Origin of the sequence: Streptomyces avidinii (assembly GCF_045161815.1) — a bacterium.
GTDB lineage: Bacteria > Actinomycetota > Actinomycetes > Streptomycetales > Streptomycetaceae > Streptomyces > Streptomyces avidinii.
On record NZ_CP108863.1, the window covers coordinates 3,738,889 to 3,759,894 of the forward strand.

18 protein-coding genes are annotated in these 21,006 nt (G+C 72.8%); 4 read left to right on the forward strand and 14 right to left on the reverse strand.

All coding sequences use genetic code 11. The annotated features are described in order from the left end of the window. The first annotated feature begins 25 nt into the window (after positions 1-25). Complete coding sequence (locus OG373_RS16345; protein WP_397733038.1) at positions 26-517, forward strand: carboxymuconolactone decarboxylase family protein; 492 nt, start codon at positions 26-28, stop codon at positions 515-517. A gap of 14 nt (positions 518-531) precedes the next feature. Here the strand turns inward: OG373_RS16345 and OG373_RS16350 are convergent, their stop codons facing one another. The 6 genes from OG373_RS16350 to OG373_RS16375 all read right to left on the reverse strand — a co-directional run bounded on the left by OG373_RS16350 (position 532) and on the right by OG373_RS16375 (position 6,557). Further along, a complete protein-coding gene (locus OG373_RS16350; protein WP_405439041.1) occupies positions 532-1,293 on the reverse strand; it encodes a hypothetical protein in 762 nt (253 codons plus the stop codon). A gap of 3 nt (positions 1,294-1,296) precedes the next feature. Then, complete coding sequence (locus OG373_RS16355) at positions 1,297-1,695, reverse strand: hypothetical protein (protein WP_405439042.1); 399 nt, start codon at positions 1,693-1,695, stop codon at positions 1,297-1,299. Then, a complete protein-coding gene (locus OG373_RS16360; RefSeq protein ID WP_405439043.1) occupies positions 1,685-3,418 on the reverse strand; it encodes a hypothetical protein in 1,734 nt (577 codons plus the stop codon). Before OG373_RS16360 ends, OG373_RS16355 begins: the two co-directional genes overlap by 11 nt. 134 nt (positions 3,419-3,552) lie before the next feature. Next, a complete protein-coding gene (locus OG373_RS16365) occupies positions 3,553-4,542 on the reverse strand; it encodes a malate dehydrogenase (RefSeq protein WP_405439044.1) in 990 nt (329 codons plus the stop codon). Between the two features lie 622 nt (positions 4,543-5,164). Then, positions 5,165-5,707 (reverse strand): DUF3017 domain-containing protein, encoded by a 543-nt coding sequence (locus OG373_RS16370; RefSeq protein ID WP_397733042.1) that lies wholly within the window; start codon positions 5,705-5,707, stop codon positions 5,165-5,167. Further along, the gene (locus tag OG373_RS16375; RefSeq protein WP_405439045.1) at positions 5,697-6,557 is read right to left on the reverse strand and encodes a bifunctional methylenetetrahydrofolate dehydrogenase/methenyltetrahydrofolate cyclohydrolase; all 861 of its coding nucleotides are present in this window, start codon (positions 6,555-6,557) and stop codon (positions 5,697-5,699) included. Before OG373_RS16375 ends, OG373_RS16370 begins: the two co-directional genes overlap by 11 nt. 245 nt (positions 6,558-6,802) lie before the next feature. On the opposite strand from OG373_RS16375, the gene OG373_RS16380 reads away from it, so the two are divergent. Then, entirely contained in the window at positions 6,803-7,483 is a 681-nt protein-coding gene (locus tag OG373_RS16380; RefSeq protein ID WP_405439046.1) for a hypothetical protein, read from the forward strand. Positions 7,484-7,565: 82 nt separating this feature from the next. On the opposite strand, the gene purH is transcribed toward OG373_RS16380, so the two are convergent. Both purH and purN read right to left on the reverse strand, forming a co-directional pair. Continuing rightward, positions 7,566-9,161 carry a bifunctional phosphoribosylaminoimidazolecarboxamide formyltransferase/IMP cyclohydrolase gene (gene purH / locus OG373_RS16385; protein WP_405439047.1) on the reverse strand — a complete coding sequence of 532 codons (1,596 nt, stop codon included), beginning with the start codon at positions 9,159-9,161 and terminating at the stop codon, positions 7,566-7,568. Beyond that, complete coding sequence (gene purN, locus OG373_RS16390; RefSeq protein ID WP_189733222.1) at positions 9,158-9,781, reverse strand: phosphoribosylglycinamide formyltransferase; 624 nt, start codon at positions 9,779-9,781, stop codon at positions 9,158-9,160. Before purN ends, purH begins: the two co-directional genes overlap by 4 nt. Positions 9,782-10,024: 243 nt before the next feature. Between purN and OG373_RS16395 the strand changes: the two genes are divergently transcribed. Continuing rightward, positions 10,025-10,612: a hypothetical protein gene (locus OG373_RS16395; protein ID WP_397733051.1), complete on the forward strand. Its 588-nt coding sequence runs from the start codon at positions 10,025-10,027 to the stop codon at positions 10,610-10,612. Between the two features lie 209 nt (positions 10,613-10,821). Here the strand turns inward: OG373_RS16395 and OG373_RS16400 are convergent, their stop codons facing one another. Next, on the reverse strand, positions 10,822-12,423 hold the full coding sequence (locus OG373_RS16400; protein ID WP_405439048.1) for a DUF6350 family protein: 1,602 nt from the start codon (positions 12,421-12,423) through the stop codon (positions 10,822-10,824). Between the two features lie 119 nt (positions 12,424-12,542). Between OG373_RS16400 and OG373_RS16405 the strand changes: the two genes are divergently transcribed. Next, positions 12,543-13,835 carry a helix-turn-helix domain-containing protein gene (locus tag OG373_RS16405; RefSeq protein ID WP_405439049.1) on the forward strand — a complete coding sequence of 431 codons (1,293 nt, stop codon included), beginning with the start codon at positions 12,543-12,545 and terminating at the stop codon, positions 13,833-13,835. Positions 13,836-13,894: 59 nt separating this feature from the next. Here OG373_RS16405 and sucD read toward each other — a convergent pair whose 3' ends face one another. From sucD to OG373_RS16430, 5 genes are all read right to left on the reverse strand, one after another. Further along, positions 13,895-14,782, reverse strand: coding sequence for a succinate--CoA ligase subunit alpha (gene sucD / locus OG373_RS16410; protein WP_030230875.1), 888 nt, complete (start codon positions 14,780-14,782; stop codon positions 13,895-13,897). A 21-nt stretch (positions 14,783-14,803) separates the two neighbouring features. Beyond that, on the reverse strand, positions 14,804-15,982 hold the full coding sequence (gene sucC, locus OG373_RS16415) for an ADP-forming succinate--CoA ligase subunit beta (protein ID WP_397733058.1): 1,179 nt from the start codon (positions 15,980-15,982) through the stop codon (positions 14,804-14,806). A gap of 280 nt (positions 15,983-16,262) precedes the next feature. Continuing rightward, the gene (locus OG373_RS16420; protein WP_397733060.1) at positions 16,263-17,453 is read right to left on the reverse strand and encodes a VWA domain-containing protein; all 1,191 of its coding nucleotides are present in this window, start codon (positions 17,451-17,453) and stop codon (positions 16,263-16,265) included. Positions 17,454-17,565: 112 nt separating this feature from the next. Then, positions 17,566-19,854 (reverse strand): DUF5682 family protein, encoded by a 2,289-nt coding sequence (locus OG373_RS16425; protein ID WP_405439050.1) that lies wholly within the window; start codon positions 19,852-19,854, stop codon positions 17,566-17,568. Continuing rightward, positions 19,851-20,957 carry an AAA family ATPase gene (locus OG373_RS16430; protein ID WP_405439051.1) on the reverse strand — a complete coding sequence of 369 codons (1,107 nt, stop codon included), beginning with the start codon at positions 20,955-20,957 and terminating at the stop codon, positions 19,851-19,853. Before OG373_RS16430 ends, OG373_RS16425 begins: the two co-directional genes overlap by 4 nt. Positions 20,958-21,006: the final 49 nt, after the last annotated feature.

The following is a 21,006-nucleotide window of genomic DNA, read 5'->3' on the forward strand; positions in this document are numbered from 1 at the left end:
CCGCCCGGCTCCTAGGGTGGATCACATGACGACCGCACACGAACACGCCCCCGAGCACACCCCGCGCCTGCACATGGCGAAGCTCGCCCCCGAGGTCTACAAGGCCGTCCTGGCCCTGGAGATCGCCTCCAAGAAGGGTCTGGACCCCTCCCTGGTCGAACTCGTCAAGATCCGCGCCTCCCAGCTCAACCACTGCGCCTTCTGCCTCGACATGCACACCAAGGACGCGATCGCCGCAGGTGAGAGCGTCGAGCGCATCGTCCAGCTGGGCGCCTGGGAGGAGTCGCGGCACTTCTACACCGAAAAGGAGCTCGCCGCGATCGAGTTCACCGAGGCGGTCACCGTCCTGACGGACGGCTTCGTGCCGGACGAGGTCTACGAGAAGGCCGCCCGGCAGTTCGAGGAGCGCGAGCTGGCCCAGCTGATCGCCGTGATCGCGACGATCAACGTCTGGAACCGCATCGGCGTCACCACCCGCATGGTTCCGGGCCACTACACCCCGGGCATGTACAAGTAGTACGGTCCCGCCGGTCAGTCCGGCCTGAAGGACTCCACGGCCGCCGTCAGGTTCGCGCGCACCGCCGCGCCGTCGGCGGCCGGACCGGCCGCCAGCAGCGCCCACCGCCGGCCGTCCGGGGCGACCGTGATCCGCTCGATCCCGCGGCGGCGGCCCTGCGACTCCTTGCTGTCGTACTCGTAGACCAGCTCGCAGGACGACCCGGGCACCGCTTCGACGGAGACCTCCCGGTAGCCGGGATTGGCGCCGAGGGTCTGCGAGGAGACCCTGAGCAGCTCGCACGCGCCGACACCGTCCGGCTCGGTGACGCGGAAGATCTGAACCAGCGCGCTGCGGTCCCCGGGCCGGCGGTAGAAGGACCCGCTGCCGTTCTCGTCGTAGCTGCGCGCCCAGCCCGTGGGTACGGCGACCGAGAAACCGGCGTCGTCGCGGACCACCGTGTACGCCCCTGCGGCCGACGGGGAGGCGGAGGCGGACGCGGCGGTGGGCTCCGGGTTCGGCTCCGTACCGGTCGAAGGATCCGGGGTGCCCGAAGCCGACGGGGCCGCGGCCGGCGCCTTCGGCTCCTCGTCGCCGAGGAGCAGCCACCCCGCCATGGCGCAGCCGCCCACCACCGCGGCCCCGAGGGCCACCCACAGCAGGACCTTCCCGTTCCGCACCGGATCCGGGCCGCCGCCACGACCGCCACCGCCGCCCGTCGGCGGTGGCGGCGGCTGGTCCGCCCACTCCCAGCGCTGCGACTGCGGATTCCAGTGGGCGCCGCCGCCGGTGGCCACCGGTCAGCTCCCCAACGCGGCGAGCAGCCCGCCGAGGGCCGCGGCCGCGTTCACCGACTCCACCAGCGGGGCCCAGCGCTGGAGCGCCCCCCTCAGCCGGGCGGGCAGGCCGGGCCGGATCTCCCCGGCCCCCTCCAGCTCGCCCGCGGCCTCGTCCAGTTCGGTGTCGAGCGCCGCCCGGTCGGCGCTGCGGGGCAGGCGTACGAGGGCGGCGCGCAGCTCCCTTACGGCCTCCAGCAGTTCCTCCGCGCCCGGGGCACCCGCCCCCGTACCGTCGTGGTGGACGCTGGTGTTGGTGATGTGCGTGCCGCCGATGCTGAACGCCGTGTTGCTGACGCTGTTGATCCGCACTTCCCCGGTGCCGGCTCCCGACCCCGCTCCGGCTCCCCCGTCATGCGTCATTGCTGCTCCCCCCGCTGGTGTGGTGGCTCGTGTGGTGGCTCGTCCGGTTGCTGTGCCCGCTGCCGCCCACGCTGAACGCGCTGTGGCTCACGGACTGGATGAAGACCCCGCCCTCCGCCACCGTGACCGCCCGCTGTGCGAACTCCTCCGTGTGCCAGCCCGCTTCGTGCAGGGCGAGGGTCACGCCGCCGACGATCCGGTCCTGAATGGTCTTCAGGTACCGGTCCAGGTCCATCAGCTGGAACAGCGAGGCGTCCTCCCGCGCCGCGAGTTCGCGTACGGACACGGCCGGACCGGCCGGGAGCGCGCCGCCGTGGCCCTCCGTGGCGATCTGCCACGGGCCGCGGCTGCCGCCCGACAGGGTGGTGAGGGCCTTGCCGAGCGAGCGCGGGGCGTTGCGCAGCGCCCAGACCACCTTGGCGAAGGGGTTGTTGCGCAGGTGGCGCCGGGCCACGTCGTCGGCCTCCTGGAACTCCGGCCGGATGGGCAGCAGCACGTGCGGCGCCACCTCCAGCATCAGCATCCCGCCCTGCGTGTGGACGCGTACGAAGACGGTGACGACGAGGTTCTCGTCCCAGCCGCCGACCCGTACCCGCAGGAAGTGCCGGCGGCGCTCCCCGCCCTCCTCCACGGCTCCGGCCCGGTGCGCCTCGAACGCGCTGTCCGAGAGGTCCGGCGCGAACGCGGCCGGCAGCCCGGAGGCCGGCAGGAACACGCACTCGTCGACGACCAGTTCCCGCAGCCGGTCCAGTACGGCCTGCTCGGCCTCGGGCGAGCCGTGCGGGGACGGGACGCGCAGGGCCTCCAGCCGCGGCCGGATGCGGGCCACGATCCGCTCGTTGTCCAGCGGTTCGGGCTCGACGCCGTCCGTGCGGGGGCGCAGCTCGACCGACAGGTGCCAGGGGCGGTACGCGGCGCCCGCACCGCAGAACGGGTCCTCGACGCTGTAGATGACCAGGCGGCTGTGCTGGGTCCGCAGGATCCGGTCGCGGGCCATGACGAAGCGCCTGCCGGAGGCGGGGTCGGCGGTCGGGTCGGCGTAGCGGTCGCGGCTGAGCGAGGTGCTGATGACGCGGGCGAAGTGGCCCTGCTGGAGGCCGACGACCAGGGCCAGCAGGGCGAAGACGATCAGGGCCGTCCAGGCGTACGCGACCGCGAGCGCGTAGCCGAGTGCGGGCAGCGCCAGAACGAAGCCGAGGGCGAAGGGCTCTCCCTCGAACTCCCGCAGGAAGGACTCGAAAACCAGGAGCGATTCGTCGGTCCCTCCGACGCTCGTCCGGCCTTCGACCGCGCCGACCAGCACGCCCAGCACGACGCCGATGAGCAGGACGTAGCCGCATGCGCGCAGGAGGAGTTCCAGGAAGCGGCTGCCGCGTTCCCGCTTCACCCGGCGGCGCTCGAGCCGAGCGGCCCCGCTCAGGAACGCGGCCGGGATCAGCAGGAAGATCACAAGTGCCTGGGCCAGTACCAGTCCGAGCCCCCACACCGCCAGGACGGCCGAGGCCCAGGCCGCTTCGGCGCGGCGGGCCTGGAGTGCGTGGGCGAGGACGCGTGCGGCGTCGAAGCCGTAGGAGGGCGCCACGAAGCGCTCCTCGTGGACATAGAGCTCCTGGATCACCCTGTCGCGGTACGCGGCGTCGAGATAGCTGCCGGCGCACAGCAGCCGACCGGCTTCGCTGAGCGAAGGGTGCACGGGAGTTCTGTCATCCGCGGTGCTTGTCACCGAATCCCCCTTTCGGTGTGCGGAGGGAAACGATAAGGCGATCATCGGCACCGCGACAGGCGCGATCGCGCCAAAAGGCCCCGGCGCAGTGCGCCGGGGCCTTTCGGAAGAGCGGATCGGGTCGGGCGACCGGATCAGATCAGGCCGAGCTCGCGGACCGCTTCGCGCTCCTCCGCCAGCTCCTGGACGGAGGCGTCGATGCGGGTGCGGGAGAACTCGTTGATGTCCAGGCCCTGGACGATCTCGTACTTGCCGTCCTTGCAGGTGACGGGGAAGGAGGAGATCAGACCGGCCGGGACGCCGTAGGAGCCGTCCGACGGGATGCCCATCGAGGTCCAGTCGCCCTCGGCGGTGCCGTTGACCCACGTGTGGACGTGGTCGATGGCGGCGTTGGCGGCCGAGGCGGCCGAGGACGCGCCACGGGCCTCGATGATCGCGGCGCCGCGCTTGGCGACGGTCGGGATGAAGGTGTCGGCCAGCCACAGCTCGTCGTTGACGACCTCGGCGGCGTTCTTGCCGGCGATCTCCGCGTGGAAGATGTCCGGGTACTGGGTCGCCGAGTGGTTGCCCCAGATGGTCAGGCGCTTGATGTCGGAGACGGCGGCGCCGGTCTTGGCGGCCAGCTGCGAGATCGCGCGGTTGTGGTCCAGGCGGGTCATCGCGGTGAAGCGCTCGGCCGGTACGTCCGGGGCGGCGGCCTGCGCGATGAGCGCGTTGGTGTTGGCCGGGTTGCCCACGACCAGGACCTTGATGTCGTCCGCGGCGTGCGCGTTGATGGCCTGGCCCTGCGGCTTGAAGATGCCGCCGTTGGCGGCGAGCAGGTCGCCGCGCTCCATGCCCTTGGTGCGCGGGCGGGCGCCCACGAGCAGCGCGACGTTGGCGCCGTCGAAGCCCTGGTTCGGGTCGTCGAAGATGTCGATGCCGGCGAGCAGCGGGAAGGCGCAGTCGTCGAGCTCCATGGCGGTGCCCTCGGCGGCCTTCATGCCCTGAGGGATCTCCAGAAGACGGAGCTTGACCGGCACGTCCGCGCCGAGCAGGTGACCGGAAGCGATGCGGAAGAGCAGCGCGTAGCCGATCTGGCCGGCGGCGCCGGTGACGGTGACATTCACAGGAGTGCGGGTCATGGCCTTCTCCGTTAGACAGCTGGCGGTGGGGCGTCCCTGCCCCATGTGCTGGAGGACGCCGCTCCCCTGTAAATCTTGACGTGAAGAGACATCCGCGGTCAGGCTATCCGACCCGGGACCGGGCTAACCCCCGGGTCCCTGTGGTGCGTGGCACACGGACCCCGGTGTTCGAAGGCGCGACCGGCCCGCGGGCCGCTGTTCGACCAGGAAGATCCGGCCCGTCCGGTGCCCCTCCACGGCCTTGACGCAGACGTTCGCCGCGGCACGCTGCCGGCCGCGCACGCCACCGCGTCGATTTCACCCTCCCGTTGGGCCACTTGCACGTACGTGGCGCGGATGGAGTGGGGACGCCGGATTCACCCCGCGCTTCGCCCACGAGTGCGGGGACCTGCGGTCCGGGCTGTGGCTGGTGGCCACCGGGCAGGCCGTGTCGATCCTGCCGAAGCTGCTGTGCGGCGCCCCGCCGCCCGGCGCCGCCGTACGGGAGCTGCCGGGGCCGGGGCGGACGCCGGACGCACTGGTCCACCGCGGCTGGGCCGTCTCTTCCGGATCTTGCCGGGCCCGCGACGCCCGGCACCGCACCCGGCCGCGTTGTCGGCCGACAAGATCCGGAAGAGACGGCCTAGCGCACGGTGAAGCGGACCACGTCCTCCATGAAGGGGATGTGCAGCAACGGCTTGGGCATCACCAGCGCCAGCAGGGTGATCGCCACGCCCAGCAGCCCGTACGTGATCATGTCCGTGAAGCGGGACCGGACCGCGAGCATGCCCACCGAGGGCAGCAGGCGCCGCATCACCGAGGCCGCGATCAGGGCCACGCCGATGAACAGGCAGCCGACCCGCGGGTGCCCGAGCGCCGTGATCAGCAGCCCGACCGCGGTCGCGGTGAGCACGCTGAGCATCGGCCACTGACGGGCCGGTGTGGACACGGCCCCGGGCACGGCGCGGCCGCTGCCCTCGGGGCGGGCGGTGTCCCGGGTGACGGAGGGGAAGCGGCGGGACCTGGCCGCCTCGGCCCCGGACGCGGCGGCACCGCTCTGGGCACCGGGCCCGGCCCCGACGGCAGGGACGACCGGCGTGACGGGTGCGACCGGAGCGACGGGGGTGCCGTTCGCCCGGGCCGCGCCACCGCCCGCCGCGTTCTCCGCGTCCGATTCAGCCTGCACTGGAGGTCCGTTCCGCCGCCTCGACGACATTGACGAGCAGCTGGGCCCGGGTCATCGGGCCGACCCCGCCCGGGTTCGGCGAGATCCACGCGGCCACCTCGGCCACGCCCGGATGCACGTCGCCGACGATCTTCCCGCTCCCGTCGCGGCTGACGCCCACGTCGAGCACGGCCGCGCCCGGCCGCACGTCCTCCGGCTTGACCAGGTGCGGCACACCGGCCGCCGCGACGATGATGTCCGCCTGGCGCAGCAGCCCGGAGAGGTCGCGCGTACCGGTGTGGCAGAGCGTCACGGTCGCGTTCTCGGACTTACGGGTCAGCAGCAGGCCGATGGAACGCCCGACGGTGATCCCGCGGCCGAGGACGACGACGTGCGCGCCGTTGATCGCAACGCCGTGGTGGCGCAGCAGTTCGACGATCCCGTACGGGGTGCAGGGCAGCGGGCCCGGCTCGCCCAGAACCAGCCGGCCCAGCGACATGGGGTGCAGGCCGTCGGCGTCCTTCAGCGGGTCCATCAGCTCCAGGACCCGGTTGGTGTCGATGCCCTTGGGGAGCGGGAGTTGGACGATGTAGCCGGTGCACTCCGGGTTGGCGTTGAGCTCCCGTACGACCGCCTCGATGTCCTCCTGGGAGGCCGTCTCGGGCAGTTCGCGCTGGATGGAGGCGATGCCGACCTCGGCGCAGTCCTTGTGCTTGCCGTTGACGTACCACCGGCTGCCCGGATCGTCACCGACCAGCAGGGTGCCGAGGCCGGGGGTGATACCCCGGGCCTTCAGGGCCGCCACACGGGCGGTCAGTTCGGACTTGATCGCGGCGGCGGTGGCCTTGCCATCGAGAATCTGGGCGGTCATGACCCCATCCTCCCGGATGAGGTGGTCCCGGTTCCAGTCAAGGCACTCGCAGGGGCTCTGGGTTCATTGCACTTGCACAACAAGTCACCGCCCGTAGCGCAACCAACTGGACAAGTAACAGCCGGTCGGACGACGATGAAACGACTGAGTGCCGCGGGCAGTGCCGGGGGGCGGGACCGCACCGTGCAGGATTCCTCCGCGCTCGTGCCGTGCGTCCCTGCACTTCCACGGAGGAACACCCCACCATGAGCTTCGGCGAACCGCACAACCCGTACGGACAGCAGCCGCCCCAGGCCCCCCAGGGCCAGCCCGGCTACGGCTACCCCCAGCAGGCGCCCCAGGGCGTCCCGCCGCAGGGCGGCTACGCCTACCCGCAGCAGGCCCCGCAGGGCTACCCGGGCGGCCCGGCCGGGTACCCGGGCGGGCCCGGCGGATACCCCGGAGCCCACATGGAGATGCCGGGCGGCGCCAAGGCCGCCCGCGTCATCCTCTTCATCGTGGGCGCGCTGCAGGCGCTGGGCGGCCTGTTCGTCATCATCGGCGGTGCCGTGTTCGCCGCTGTGCTCTCGGACTCCAGCTCGTCCAGCTCCGCCACGGAGGACGCCGGCGCCGTCGCCGGGACCGCGGGCGTCGTCCTGGGCCTCCTCTTCATCGGCTTCGCCCTGTGGCCCATCCTGACCGCGGCCAAGATGGGCAAGGGCCGCGGCGGAGTGCGCGTCTCCGGCATCATCTACGGCTCGCTCCAGACCCTCTTCGCCGCCCTCGGCGTGCTGGTGTACCTGGTCGCGCTCGGTGCGAGCGAGCACACCCAGGCCGGCGCCACCTTCATCACCGTGCTGCCGTCCCTGATCTCCCTCGCCCTCGGCCTCACCGTCGTCATCGGCCTCGCCAAGGCCGGGGACTACTTCCGGCGCCCCCAGTACTGACCGTCCCGTACGCATACGGCGAAGGCCGCGTCCCGCAGTGCGGGACGCGGCCTTCGCCGTAGGTCGGGGTCTGCCGGACGGCTCAGTGGAAGAAGTGCCGGGTCCCGGTGAAGTACATGGTCACGCCGGCCTTCTGCGCGGCCTCGACGACCTGCTCGTCACGGACCGAACCACCCGGCTGGACCACGGCCTTGATGCCCGCGGCCGTCAGGATCTCCAGCCCGTCCGGGAAGGGGAAGAAGGCGTCGGACGCGGCGTACGAGCCCTGCGCGCGCTCGGCACCCGCCCGCTCGACCGCCAGCTTCGCCGAGTCCACGCGGTTGACCTGGCCCATGCCGACGCCGACCGAGGCGCCGTCCTTGGCGAGCAGGATCGCGTTGGACTTGACGGCCCGGCAGGCCTTCCACGCGAAGGCCAGCTCGGCGAGCTCCGCCGGGGACAGGGCGTCGCCGGTGGCCAGGGTCCAGTTGGCCGGGTCGTCGCCCTCGGCCTGGAAGAGGTCGCTCTGCTGGAGCAGCGCACCGCCGCTGATGGGCTTGAGGTCTCCCGGCTGGTGCGGGGTGCCGTCCACCTTCAGGACGCGGATGTTCTTCTTCTTGGCCAGGACCTCGACCGCGCCGTCCTCGTAGGCGGGGGCGGCGATGACCTCGGTGAAGATCTCCGCGACCTGCTCGGCGAGCTCGACGGTCACCGGGCGGTTGACCGCGATGACGCCGCCGAAGGCCGACAGCGGGTCGCAGGCGTGCGCCTTGCGGTGGGCCGCGGCGACGTCCGCGCCGACCGCGATGCCGCACGGGTTGGCGTGCTTGATGATCGCGACGCACGGCTCTTCGTGGTCGTAGGCGGCGCGACGCGCGGCCTCGGTGTCCACGTAGTTGTTGAAGGACATCTCCTTGCCGTGCAGCTGCTCCGCGTTGGCGAGTCCGCCGGGCTGACCGTCCGTGTAGAGGGCGGCGGCCTGGTGCGGGTTCTCGCCGTAGCGCAGGGTCGACTTGCGCTCCCAGGCGCCGGCCAGGAACTCGGGCAGCGCCGCGGCGTCGTCCTCGGGGGCTTCCGGGGCGTACGCGTTCGTGAACCAGGAGGCCACGGCCACGTCGTAGGCGGCGGTGTGCTGGAAGGCCTCGGCCGCGAGCCGCTTGCGGGCGGTGAGGTCGAAGCCGCCGCCCTGGGCCGCCGCGATGACGTCGGCGTAGCGGGCCGGGCTGGTGACGACCGCGACGGAGGGGTGGTTCTTGGCGGCGGCGCGCACCATCGACGGGCCGCCGATGTCGATCTGCTCCACGCACTCGTCGGGGGTGGCACCCGACTGGACGGTCGCCAGGAAGGGATACAGGTTGACGATCACCAGATCGAAGGGCTCCACGCCCAGCTCGGCGAGCTGGTTGCGGTGGTCCTCCAGGCGCAGGTCGGCCAGGATGCCGGCGTGCACGCGCGGGTGCAGGGTCTTGACCCGGCCGTCCAGGCACTCGGGGAAGCCGGTCAGCTCCTCCACCTTGGTGACGGGCACTCCGGCCGCGGCGATCCGCGACGCGGTGGAGCCGGTGGAGACGAGCGCGACGCCCGCCTCGTGCAGGCCGCGGGCCAGCTCTTCCAGTCCCGTCTTGTCGTAGACACTGACGAGCGCACGCCTGATCGGCCGCTGGGTCGTGGTCGGGTCGTTGCTCTCTACGGCGGTCACTGGATTGTTACCTTTCGTCCCTCAATGCGGTAGCCGTGCCGGGCCAGACGCCCCACGACATCGACGAGCAGCTGGCGCTCGACTTCCTTGATGCGCTCATGGAGAGCGGCTTCGTCGTCCTCGTCCCTGACCTCGACCACACCCTGGGCGATGATCGGACCGGTGTCCACGCCGCTGTCCACGAAGTGGACCGTGCAGCCGGTGACCTTCGCGCCGTACGCGAGTGCGTCCCGTACGCCGTGCGCACCCGGGAAGGCGGGGAGGAGGGCGGGGTGGGTGTTGATGAACCGGCCGCCGAAGCGGTCGATGAACACCTTGCCCACGATCTTCATGAATCCGGCGGACACGACGAGGTCCGGCGCGTACGCGTCGGTCGCCTCGGTGAGGGCGACATCCCACTCCGCGCGGCTCCCGTAGCCCTTGACCGGGCAGACGAAGGTCGGAATCCCGGCCTTCTCCGCCCGCTCCAGGCCGGCGATGTTCTCGCGGTCGGCACCCACGGCGACGACTTCGGCGCCGAAGCCCTCGGATCCGCCGGGGTGGGCGTCGATGGCATCGAGGAGGGCCTGGAGGTTGGTGCCGGAACCGGAGACCAGCACGACCAGGCGGGAGGCGGCCATGGGAGGCCCTTTCTCGCGGGATTGCGGTGTTCGTCTTGTGTGGTCATACGAAACTTCGGGGTACCGATATATGGGCAACCGTACGAAGCCACCGACCGCCTGCAACGATACCGGTACACCGGACAGCCCCCGAGGGACGGGGGGACGACCGGGCGGTAGCGTCTGGCGTACAAGCCGCAAACTGGGCTCACCTCGCCACGACGTCCTCCCGACGTCCATGACACAGGGGAAGAAACACACCCGATGCCGGACCGCCGTCAGCCCGACTCCCCCACCGACGACAACCCCTTCGCTGCTCCGCCGGAAGGCCGGCCCGACCAGCCGTGGCAGCCGCGCGACGGTGGTGGTGGCGGGAACGGCGAGAGCCCGAAGGACTCGGACGGGCAGCGGGGGCCGGCTCGCTGGGACCCGACGGACCCGATCCAGCGCCGCGCCCGGTACGCGCTGCTGGCCGGCATGTGGGGCTTCTTCTTCGGGATCTTCGGCATCCCGTCGGTGGGACTGCTGCTCGGGGCGCTCGCCCTCTACTGGGGAATCAGCGCGCTGCGCGGCAAGCCCGTACCGGCGACGGCCGACGGCGCCCCGGCCGCAACGGCGGGTGGCCTGGACGCCCTGGGCCCCGCGGCCCGCCCCCAGCGCACGGCGGCGGTGAGCGGGCTGGTCACGGCCTCACTGGCGATCCTGCTGGCGATGAGCTCGTACGCGCTGCAGCTCGCGTACAAGGACTTCTACGTCTGCCGCGACGACGCCCTCACCAAGTCGGCGGAACTCCAGTGCAACACCCTCCTCCCGAACAACCTGGTGGGCGACGTCCTGAAGGTCCGCCCGTAACGGCCGACACCCCCTCCCGGCCCCGCCGACGTCAGGCGTTCTTTCGGCCTCGCCGACTGCCTGCCGGCCCCGCTGGCGCCAGGCGGTCTTTCGGCCTCGCCGACTCCCTCCCAGCCCCGCCGGCGTTTGAGGCGATCTTTCAGCCTCGCCGGCGTTTGAGGCGCGGGGTCTGGGGCGGAGCCCCAGCAGCGGCGCCGCACCCGAACGGCCTACTCGGGCGGCGGCTTCCGCCGGGCCAGCACCCGCGCCCCCACCACCGGCGGAGCCAACGGCAGCACCGGCTCCGCCGCCTTCCCCGCGAGCAGGCCCGGATCCAGATCCAGCCCGGACACCACGGTCACAGCCCTCCGCACCCGCACCCGCACCTCAGGCACAGCAGGAACCTCAGGAACCTCAGGAACCGCCGGAGGCACCGCCACCCCGATCTCGGGAATCAGCGCCCCCGCCGCCTTCCTCATCGCCGCCCACCGGACCTCCCGCACCCCGCTGTCGTGCCACCCGTCACCCACCGCGCCATCGCCATCGGCATCGGCATCGGCATCCAGCGCGCCCGGCCCCATCGCCGGGCGGTTCCGCCACGCGTGCACCGCCACCGCGACCGGCACGGCCAGCACCGCCGTCCACGCGAGCGCCGCCGCCCCGGTGGCCCACCACACCGGCCCGAACTCGGCCAGCCGCCGCGAGCCCATCGGCCCCGCCGACGCCGCCGCGAGCCCGGCCATCGCGAGGCCGCACACCAGCGAGCCCAGGGCCGCCGTGAGCGCGGTCTCCCCGTACGAGACCTCGCGCGCCCGGCGTACCGCGAACCAGCCCACCGCCAGCCCGGCAACCACCGGCACCACGGCGACCGCCCAGGTCAGCGGGGTCCCGGGCCCGTCGGACGGGAGCGCTGCCAGCAGCGGGAAGCGGGGCAGCCCGGGCGCGCCCGGGAAGCCGAGCGGGCCGGCCGTCACGTCGGCGCCGAGGGCGAAGCCGGGCCCGAGGGCGTAGGCCGCGCCCCAGACCATGGCATTCGGGATCAGCGTCAGCGCGAGCAGCAGGACCGCGAAGCGGCCCGACCAGACCCCGGTCAGCGACAGGAAGGAGGCCTGCACCTCGGCGCCGTGCCACGCGAGCGAGGCGCCGACGACCAGCGCGCCACCGCCGAGGAGCACCAGGGCCCCACCCGCGCCCGCCCGGAGCGCCAGCGCGTACCGGGGGCGCACGACGGCCCTCCGTACGCCCCCTGGCAGCCAGGACGGCAGCGGCCCGAGCGGACGTCCCCGCGCTCCCCACACCCCGCCTGCGGCGGCGAGCACCGCGACCAGCGGGATGTGCCAGGCCGCACTGATGGGGTCGGCCGACATGGGGCCGCCCGCGGCGTAGACCGTGGCGACGGCCCCGACGGCGAGATATCCGCAGAGCACGGCGGAGAACACGGCTCCGGCGGGCAGCACCTCCTCGTCCTCCTCCTCGGCGGCGCTGCCCAGCCGCGCGGCCCGCCGTACGAGCAGCACGGGCAGCGCGACGAGGAGCAGGGGCGTCATGCCGACGGGCGCGGGAACGCCGGACAGGGTGTCGTACCGCACCAGCTCGGTCCCGTGCGCGAGCAGCCAGAGCCCGGCGGCGAGGTGCAGGGCCCCGCCGGGGCCGCTGTCGGGGTAGGGGGAACTGATCCACAGCACGATGACGAGCACGGCGAGGAAGCCGAGCCCGAGTCCGGCCGCCACGGCGCCGCCCACGACGCATGCGGCGGCGGCCGGCGAACGGCGCCGCACGCCGGCTCGCGGGGCCGTCGGCAACGAGGTCCCGCGTTCGGTCACTTGGGTCACCCCGCCATGGTGCCAACGACACGCGCTATGGGCGGGTAACAGGCGAATGCCCGTGGTGTCGCTCAATATACGTTTATGTACTTTTTCGCCCAGGGCTGTCGGTTCGCGGGGAGTGTGGCATGACACGAAGCGTCGAGACGGCCTCCTCAGCGGACTCGGAGCTGAGCCTGCCCGCCCCGAAGGAGCGCCGCAGACTGCGCGAGGCGGCGGAACTGACACACGAAGAGGTCGCCGCGGCGCTGGGCGTCACCGCGGCGACCGTCCGCTCCTGGGAATCGGGCCGCACGGCCCCCCGCGGACGCAAGCGGGAGGTGTACACGCGCTTCCTGGCCCGGCTGGCGGACCCCACGGAAGCCGCAGCGCCCACCGGTGAGCCCGGGGAGGCGAAGCCGGCACGGGCGGCGGAGGACCCTGCCGCCGACCCACCCGCCGCGAACGCTCCGGCCGAACCCGCGACCGCCGAGGCGACCGCCGACGGGCCCGCCGCCGTGACCGGCGAGCCCATCGCCACCACCGTCGCCACCACCGGCGAGCCCGCCGAGCCCGACGAGCCTGCCGAGCCTGCCGAGCCCGCCGAGCAGCCCACGGCGGTCCCGGCACAGGGCCCGGCCGAGGCCTTCGACGCCCTCTATGCCCGTGCCGCACGCGATCTCGCCCGGCAGGCCTACCTGCTCACCGGCCGCGGGGCCCTCGCCCTGGAGGCGGTGGAGAAAGCTTTCGTCCAGGCCTGGGCACGGTGGCCCGAGGTGGCCACCGACCCGGACCCGGTGGGCTGGGTGCGGGCGATCGTGTACGAGTACGCCCTCTCCCCCTGGCACCGGTTCCGGCGCGCCCACCGCCACCCCGACAAGCCCCCCGCCGAACCCGCGGACCGGATGCTCCTCGACGCGCTGCTCTCGCTGCCCCCCGTCCACCGCCGTACCGTCCTGCTCTACGACGGCGTCGGCCTCGACCTGCCCGACACCGCCGCCGAGACCGAGGCCACCACCCCCACCGCCGGGAACCGGCTCGTGCACGCGCACGCCGACCTCACCGAGCTGATCCCCGAACTGGCCGAGGTACCGCCCGAGAAGCAGTCCGCGCTGCTGCGGGACCTGTTCACCGCACTGCGACCGGCCGTCGACCTCGATCCCCGCCCGGCCGCGGCCGTCCGTGGCGGCGGGGAGCGGCGCACCCGGACGTGGACCCGCGCGACCCTCAGCCTGACGGCGATGATCGCCGTCTCGACCGCCTACACGCTCATGACCGCGCCCACCCACTACGAGCCCCCGCTGGCGCCCGGCGAGAGCGTCTCCGGCGTGCCCCCGCTCGCCGGCCCCCAGCAGCTCACCGAGCACAGCAGACAACTCCACGACAAACTGCTCGCCGATCCGGAGGCCGGACCGGCGCGGATCGCCCCGAAGGGCGAATGAGAACGGGCGTGGCCCGCACCCCCGGGGGGGGTGCGGGCCACGCCCGTGCAGAGTCGCGCTTACTTGGCGTTCAGGATCTCGCGCGCCAGCTTCGCGGTCTCGGTGGGGGTCTTGCCGACCTTCACACCGGCGGCCTCGAGGGCCTCCTTCTTGGCCTGCGCGGTGCCGGAGGAGCCGGAGACGATGGCGCCGGCGTGGCCCATGGTCTTGCCCTCGGGGGCGGTGAAGCCCGCGACGTAGCCGACGACCGGCTTGGTGACGTTCTTCGCGATGAAGTCCGCCGCACGCTCCTCGGCGTCGCCGCCGATCTCGCCGATCATGACGATGAGCTCGGTGTCCGGGTCGGCCTCGAAGGCCTCCAGGGCGTCGATGTGCGTGGTGCCGATGACCGGGTCGCCACCGATGCCGACGGCGGAGGTGAAGCCGATGTCACGGAGCTCGTACATCATCTGGTAGGTCAGCGTGCCCGACTTGGACACGAGACCGATCTTGCCGGGCTTGGTGATGTCGCCCGGGATGATGCCGGCGTTGGACTGGCCGGGGGTGATCAGACCCGGGCAGTTCGGGCCGATGATCCGGGTCTTGTTGCCCTTGGCGGTCGCGTACGCCCAGAAGGCGGCGGAGTCGTGCACCGCGATGCCCTCGGTGATGACGACGGCCAGCGGGATCTCGGCGTCGATCGCCTCGACGACGGCGGCCTTGGCGAAGGCCGGCGGGACGAAGAGGACGGAGACGTTGGCGCCCGTCTTCTCCATCGCCTCGGCGACGGAGCCGAAGACCGGGACCTCGGTGCCGTCGAAGTCGACGGTGGTGCCGGCCTTGCGCGGGTTCACGCCGCCGACGATGTTGGTGCCGTCAGCCAGCATCAGCTTGGTGTGCTTCATGCCCGTGGCACCGGTCATGCCCTGGACGATGACCTTGCTGTCCTTGTTGAGGAAGATAGCCATGTGAGTCTGTGACCTCTGCCCTTACTTCGCAGCCGCGAGCTCGGCGGCCTTGTCGGCCGCGCCGTCCATGGTGTCCACGCGCTGGACCAGCGGGTGGTTGGCGTCCGAGAGGATCTTGCGACCCAGCTCGGCGTTGTTGCCGTCGAGACGGACGACCAGCGGCTTGGTGACCGCCTCGCCCCTGTCCGCGAGCAGCTGCAGCGCCTGGACGATGCCGTTGGCGACCTCGTCACAGGCGGTGATGCCACCGAAGACGTTGACGAAGACGGACTTGACGTCCGGGTCGCCGAGGATGATCTCGAGACCGTTGGCCATGACGGCGGCGGAGGCGCCACCGCCGATGTCCAGGAAGTTGGCGGGCTTGACGCCGCCGTGGTTCTCGCCGGCGTACGCGACGACGTCGAGGGTGCTCATGACGAGACCCGCGCCGTTGCCGATGATGCCGACCTCACCGTCGAGCTTGACGTAGTTGAGGTTCTTCGCCTTGGCGGCGGCCTCGAGCGGGTTCGCGGCCGCGTGGTCCACGAACTCCTCGTGACCCGGCTGGCGGAACTCGGCGTTCTCGTCGAGCGAGACCTTGCCGTCGAGCGCGATGACGTCGCCGTTGGCGACCTTCGCGAGCGGGTTGACCTCGACGAGGAGCGCGTCCTCGGCGATGAAGGTCAGCCACAGGGTCACGAGGACCTCGGCGACCTTCTCGGCGACCTCGGCCGGGAACTGCGCCAGCGCGACGATCTCGCGGGCCTTCTCGATGGTCACGCCCTCGTTGGCGTTCACCGGGACCTTGGCGAGCTTCTCCGGGGTCTCCTCGGCGACCTGCTCGATGTCCATGCCGCCCGCGACGGACGCCATGGCGAGGAAGGTGCGGTTGGTCCGGTCGAGGAGGTACGAGACGTAGTACTCCTCGAGGATCTCCGGAGCCGTCTCGGCGATCATCACCTTGTGGACCGTGTGGCCCTTGATGTCCATGCCGAGGATGTCCGTCGCCCGGGCGACAGCCTCGTCCGGGGTGGCGGCCAGCTTCACGCCGCCGGCCTTGCCGCGGCCGCCGACCTTCACCTGCGCCTTGACGACCGACTTGCCGCCCAGCCGCTCGGTGGCCTCGCGAGCCGCCTCAGGCGTGTCGATGACTTCACCGGCCAGCACCGGTACACCGTGCTTGGCGAAGAGGTCCCTCGCCTGGTACTCGAACAGGTCCACGCGCGTCCGTCCCTTGTCTTTTTAAAGATTCGCAGTGATTCGCGGTTGTCTGCTATCTGCGTGGGCGTGCCGCGGAGGGCAACGTGACGGCGCTGTCACAAGGAAGGCGCACACGGTGACCGTGGACGCGGCATGTCCGTCCCGCAGGTTATCCCCGAGGGACGTGGGACCCTAAATCGCAGATCACACCTGAGCGGTGATACCTGTCACAGATCGCCTCACGGTTGAACTGGAAGTTCGTGTGATTCACCGATTCACAGCAAAGGCCGGGGCGCTGCCGTCAGGGGGTCGGCAGGGGGCGCTTCTCCAGCGCCGCGGCCATCACCTCCGGGAACAGGTCGGGGGTGCAGGCGAAGGCCGGCGCCCCGAGCGCCGCAAGGGCGGCGGCGTGCTCGCGGTCGTAGGCCGGGGCTCCTTCGTCGGACAGGGCGAGCAGGGTCACGAACTCGACGCCCGCCCCCTTCATCGCGGCGACCCGCTTGAGCATCTCGTTGCGGATGCCGCCCTCGTAGAGGTCACTGATCAGGACGACGACGGTGTCCGCGGGCCGGGTGATCTTCGACTGGCAGTAGGCGAGGGCCCGGTTGATGTCGGTGCCGCCGCCCAATTGGGTGCCGAACAGCACGTCGACCGGGTCGTCGAGCTGATCGGTCAGGTCGACGACCGCGGTGTCGAAGACGACCAGACGGGTGGCGATCGAGCGCATGGAGGCGAGGACCGCGCCGAAGACGGAGGCGTAGACGACGGAGGCCGCCATCGAACCCGACTGGTCGATGCAGAGGATCACCTCCTTCTTCACCGATTGCGCCGCCCGGCCGTAGCCGATCAGACGTTCGGGGACGACGGTGCGGTACTCGGGCAGATAGTTCTTGAGGTTGGCCCGGATGGTGCGGTCCCAGTCGATGTCGTGGTGGCGGGGACGGCTGATCCGGGCGGAGCGGTCGAGGGCGCCGGTGAGGGTGGCCCGGGTGCGGGTGGCGAGCCGCTTCTCCAACTGCTCCACCACCTTGCGCACCACGGCCCGCGCCGTCTCCTTCGTCGTCTCGGGCATCGCCTTGTTGAGGGAGAGCAGGGTGCCGACGAGGTGCACGTCGGGTTCGACGGCCTCCAGCATCTCCGGCTCCAGCAGCAGGGCGGCCAGGCCGAGGCGCTCGATCGCGTCGCGCTGCATGACCTGGACCACGGAGCTCGGGAAGTACGTTCGGATGTCCCCGAGCCAGCGGGCCACGTTCGGCGCGGAGCCGCCGAGGCCGGCCGACCGGGCCCCCGACGTCCGGCGCGACCCCGCCTCACCGCCCCCGCCGTACAGCGCGCCGAGCGCTGCGTCCATCGCCGCGTCCCGCCCGGTCAGCGCGCAGCCGGTGCCGTCGGCCTCGCCCCCGCCGAGCACCATCCGCCACCGCCGCAGCCGTTCGCCTCCGGCGGGGTCCGCGATGTCCCGCTCTCCCGCACTCACGTCCGTACCGTTCATGTTCCTGTCCCCCTGCACTCGTCGTTTCCCACACTCCCGGCCCCGCTCCCTTCGCCCCCGCCGGCGTTCGAGGCGCGGGGTCCGGGGCGGAGCCCGGCAGCGGCGCCGCACCTCACCCGGCGAGCAGCATCCGCACCAGCCCCACCACCGCGTCCGCCCGGACCGGGTCCAGCTCCGGGGCGAAGCCCTCGGGGGCCGCGCCCGTCGTCACCGCGACGGCGGAACCGCCCGGGCCGCGGCGGACCAGCTCGCCCAGGGTCCGCTTCACGCCCGGCTCGTACGCCCCGAACGTCCGCCGCAGCAGCGGCAGTACGTCGGTGAACGCGCGCTCCGGCACTCCCACCAGCCAGGTGTCGATCAGGCCCAGCAGCCGGTCGTCGTGGACCAGCAGCGTGCCCCCGCCCGAGCTCCCGCCCGCGAAGCCCTCGATCCAGCCCGCCGCATCGGCCGGGGAGGAGGCCGGGGACAGGGCGAGCCCCATCAGCCGGGCCGTCTCCTCGGCCGGCTGCCGGCCGTCGTCGAGGAGCAGCCGGGCCGCCCGGCCGCGGATCAGGCCGGGCACGGTGTCCCGGTCGGCCAGCACCGCGAGCACCGCGGACCAGCGCTCCCGCAGTCCCTCGTCCGTGTCCGCCAGCAGGCCGACGGCCCCGTGCACCCCGTCCACGTGCGTGCGCATCTCCGCCGCCGCGTCGGCGTCCAGTCCGGCCGTGCACGCCGACGGCAGCGCCACGCATATCCGCTCGGCGAGCCCGGCCGCCACGACGCCGAGCGCCGTCGCGTCGGTGCCGCGCACGTCCCCGTACCGCAGCGAGCGGGCCAGCGCCGGCAGGGCCTTGGCGAGCTTCGCCACGTCGGTGTCCAGCGCGGCCCGGTCGGCGAGGGCCCGCAGTACGGCGGGCAGCGCCTGCGCGAGGCCGGCCAGCAGGCACTGCTCGGCCAGCGCCGTCACCTCGCCGAGCTCCTCGGCCCCGGCGGCGTCGGCCTCGGCCTTGGCGGTGGCCGCCCCGAGGACGGTGGTCCCCCATATTCCGGCCTCGGCGATGCGCACCGACAGCTCCGGCTCCCAGCGCAGCCGCCACGTCTCCCGGAAGGTCCCGGTGCCGGACCGGGAGGCGACCGGGGTGCCCCAGCCGATGCCGAGCAGCCGCAGCCGGTGCAGCAGCAGGGACTTCGCCGTGTCGGTGTCCTTGCGCAGGTCGAGTTCCAGCTCGCGGTCCTCGGCCTCGGCCTTGAGCCGCAGCGTCCGCTGCTGCCGTGTCAGGTCCCGCTGGAGGGGTACCACCGGTGCCCCGTCCGGGACCTCGCCGAGCACGTCGCCGACGACGAGGCGGTCCTCGATCAGTGCGAGCGGGATGTCGGAGCCGTCGCACATCACGGCCCGGACCGCTTCCAGGGTCTCCGTCAGGCCGGGCAGCGGCCTGCCTCGCATCGCGGCGAGGGTCTCGGCGAGCCGGACCGCCTCGATGACGTGGGCCGAGGAGACCTGCCGGTCCTCCTCCCGCAGCAGTCCGGCGACCTTCGTCAGCCACCGCTCGACGGGCCGGTCCCGGGCGGTGAAGAGGTGGGCGTACCAGCCGGGCGAGGTGATGCCCGCGCCGTACCCGCCGGCCCGGGCGAGCCTGCGGTGCGTCCAGGGCACCCAGGTGGTCTCGACCTTGACCTTGGGCAGGCCGCTCAGCAGCGCCTTGTCCGCGGCCACGGTGGTCCTGGCCCGCAGCGCCGGGACGTGCCAGGCCCCGCACACCACGGCGTAGGCGTCGCCGAACTCCCGGCGGGCGGCGCGCATCCGCTGCCGCATGTACGCCTCGCGCACCAGGTCGCGGTGGTGGCCGCCGTCGCCGTACGCCTCGCGCAGGGCTCCCATGGCCTCCCCGAGCGCCTCGAAGGCGCCGAGCACGTCCTCTCCCGCTCCCCGGGCTCCGCGGTGCTCGACCACGTCCTCCCACCAGCCCTCGGGGTCGTCGTACCCGGCGGTCTCGGCCAGTACGGCGAGCGGGTCGAGCCGGACGGCGTCGGCCTCGCCCCCCTCCGGACTGTCCGCCTGCGGCCGGTCCCCGTCGGCGGCGAGCGAGTGCGCCGCCGGGAGGTCGATGAACCGGACCGGGACCTCGTGCTCCTGGGCCCAGCGGATGGCGACCCACTCGGGCGAGAACCCGGCCAGCGGCCAGAACACGGCCCGGCCCGGATCGTCCGCCGCGTGCGCGAGGAGCGCCACGGGCGGCCGCATCCCCGGGTCGGCGGCGAGCGGCAGCAGCGCGTCCCCCTCGGGCGGGCCCTCGATCAGCACCGCCCCGGGCCGGGCCGCGTCCAGGGCCGCCCGGACGGCGCGGGCGGAGCCGGGCCCGTGGTGCCGTACGCCCAGCAGCAGCGGTCCCCCGGCCCGTGCGGTGGCCGGGCTCATACGGTCACCGCCCGGCAGGCCCGGTAGAAGTCCTTCCAGCCGTCGCGCTCGCGGACCACGGCCTCCAGGTACTCCTGCCAGACCACCTTGTCGGCCGCCGGGTCGCGGACCACGGCGCCGAGGATGCCGGCGGCGACGTCGGAGGGGCGCAGTACGCCGTCCCCGAAGTGGGCGGCCAGGGCCAGACCGCCGGTGACGACGGAGATGGCCTCGGCCGTGGACAGGGTGCCGCTGGGCGATTTCACCTTCGTACGGCCGTCGCCGGTGACCCCGTCGCGCAGCTCGCGGAAGACGGTGACGACCCGGCGGATCTCCTCCAGGCCTTCGGGCGCGGCCGGCAGGTCGAGGGCGCGGCCCATCTGGTCGACGCGGCGGGCGACGATGTCGACCTCGGCGTCGGCGGTGGCGGGCAGCGGGAGCACCACGGTGTTGAAGCGGCGGCGCAGCGCGCTGGAGAGCTCGTTGACCCCGCGGTCGCGGTCGTTGGCGGTGGCGATGAGGTTGAAGCCGCGCACGGCCTGCACCTCGTCGCCCAGTTCCGGTATGGGCAGGGTCTTCTCGGACAGGACGGTGATGAGGGTGTCCTGGACGTCGGCGGGGATGCGGGTGAGCTCCTCGACGCGGGCGGTCATGCCGTCGGCCATGGCCCGCATGACGGGGCTGGGGACGAGCGCCTCGCGGCTGGGGCCGTGGGCGAGCAGCCGGGCGTAGTTCCAGCCGTACCGGATGGCTTCCTCGGGCGTGCCGGCGGTGCCCTGCACGAGGAGGGTGGAGTCTCCGCTGACGGCGGCCGCGAGGTGTTCGGACACCCAGGTCTTGGCGGTGCCGGGGACGCCGAGCAGGAGCAGGGCGCGGTCGGTGGCCAGGGTGGTGACGGCGACTTCGACGATGCGGCGCGGTCCCACGTACTTGGGTGTGATCACCGTCCCGTCGGCGAGCGTGCCTCCGAGCAGGTAGGTGGCGACGGCCCACGGGGAGAGCTTCCAGCGGGTCGGGCGGGGCCGGTCGTCGGCGGCCGCCAGGGCTTTCAGTTCGTGTGCGAAGGCGTCTTCGGCGTGCGGCCGCAGAGCTTCTGCTCGCTGCTCGGTCTCGGGCATGGTCATGGTCCCCCTCCAATGCTCGGCAGCCGCTTCCGACTGCTGCATCCAAGGT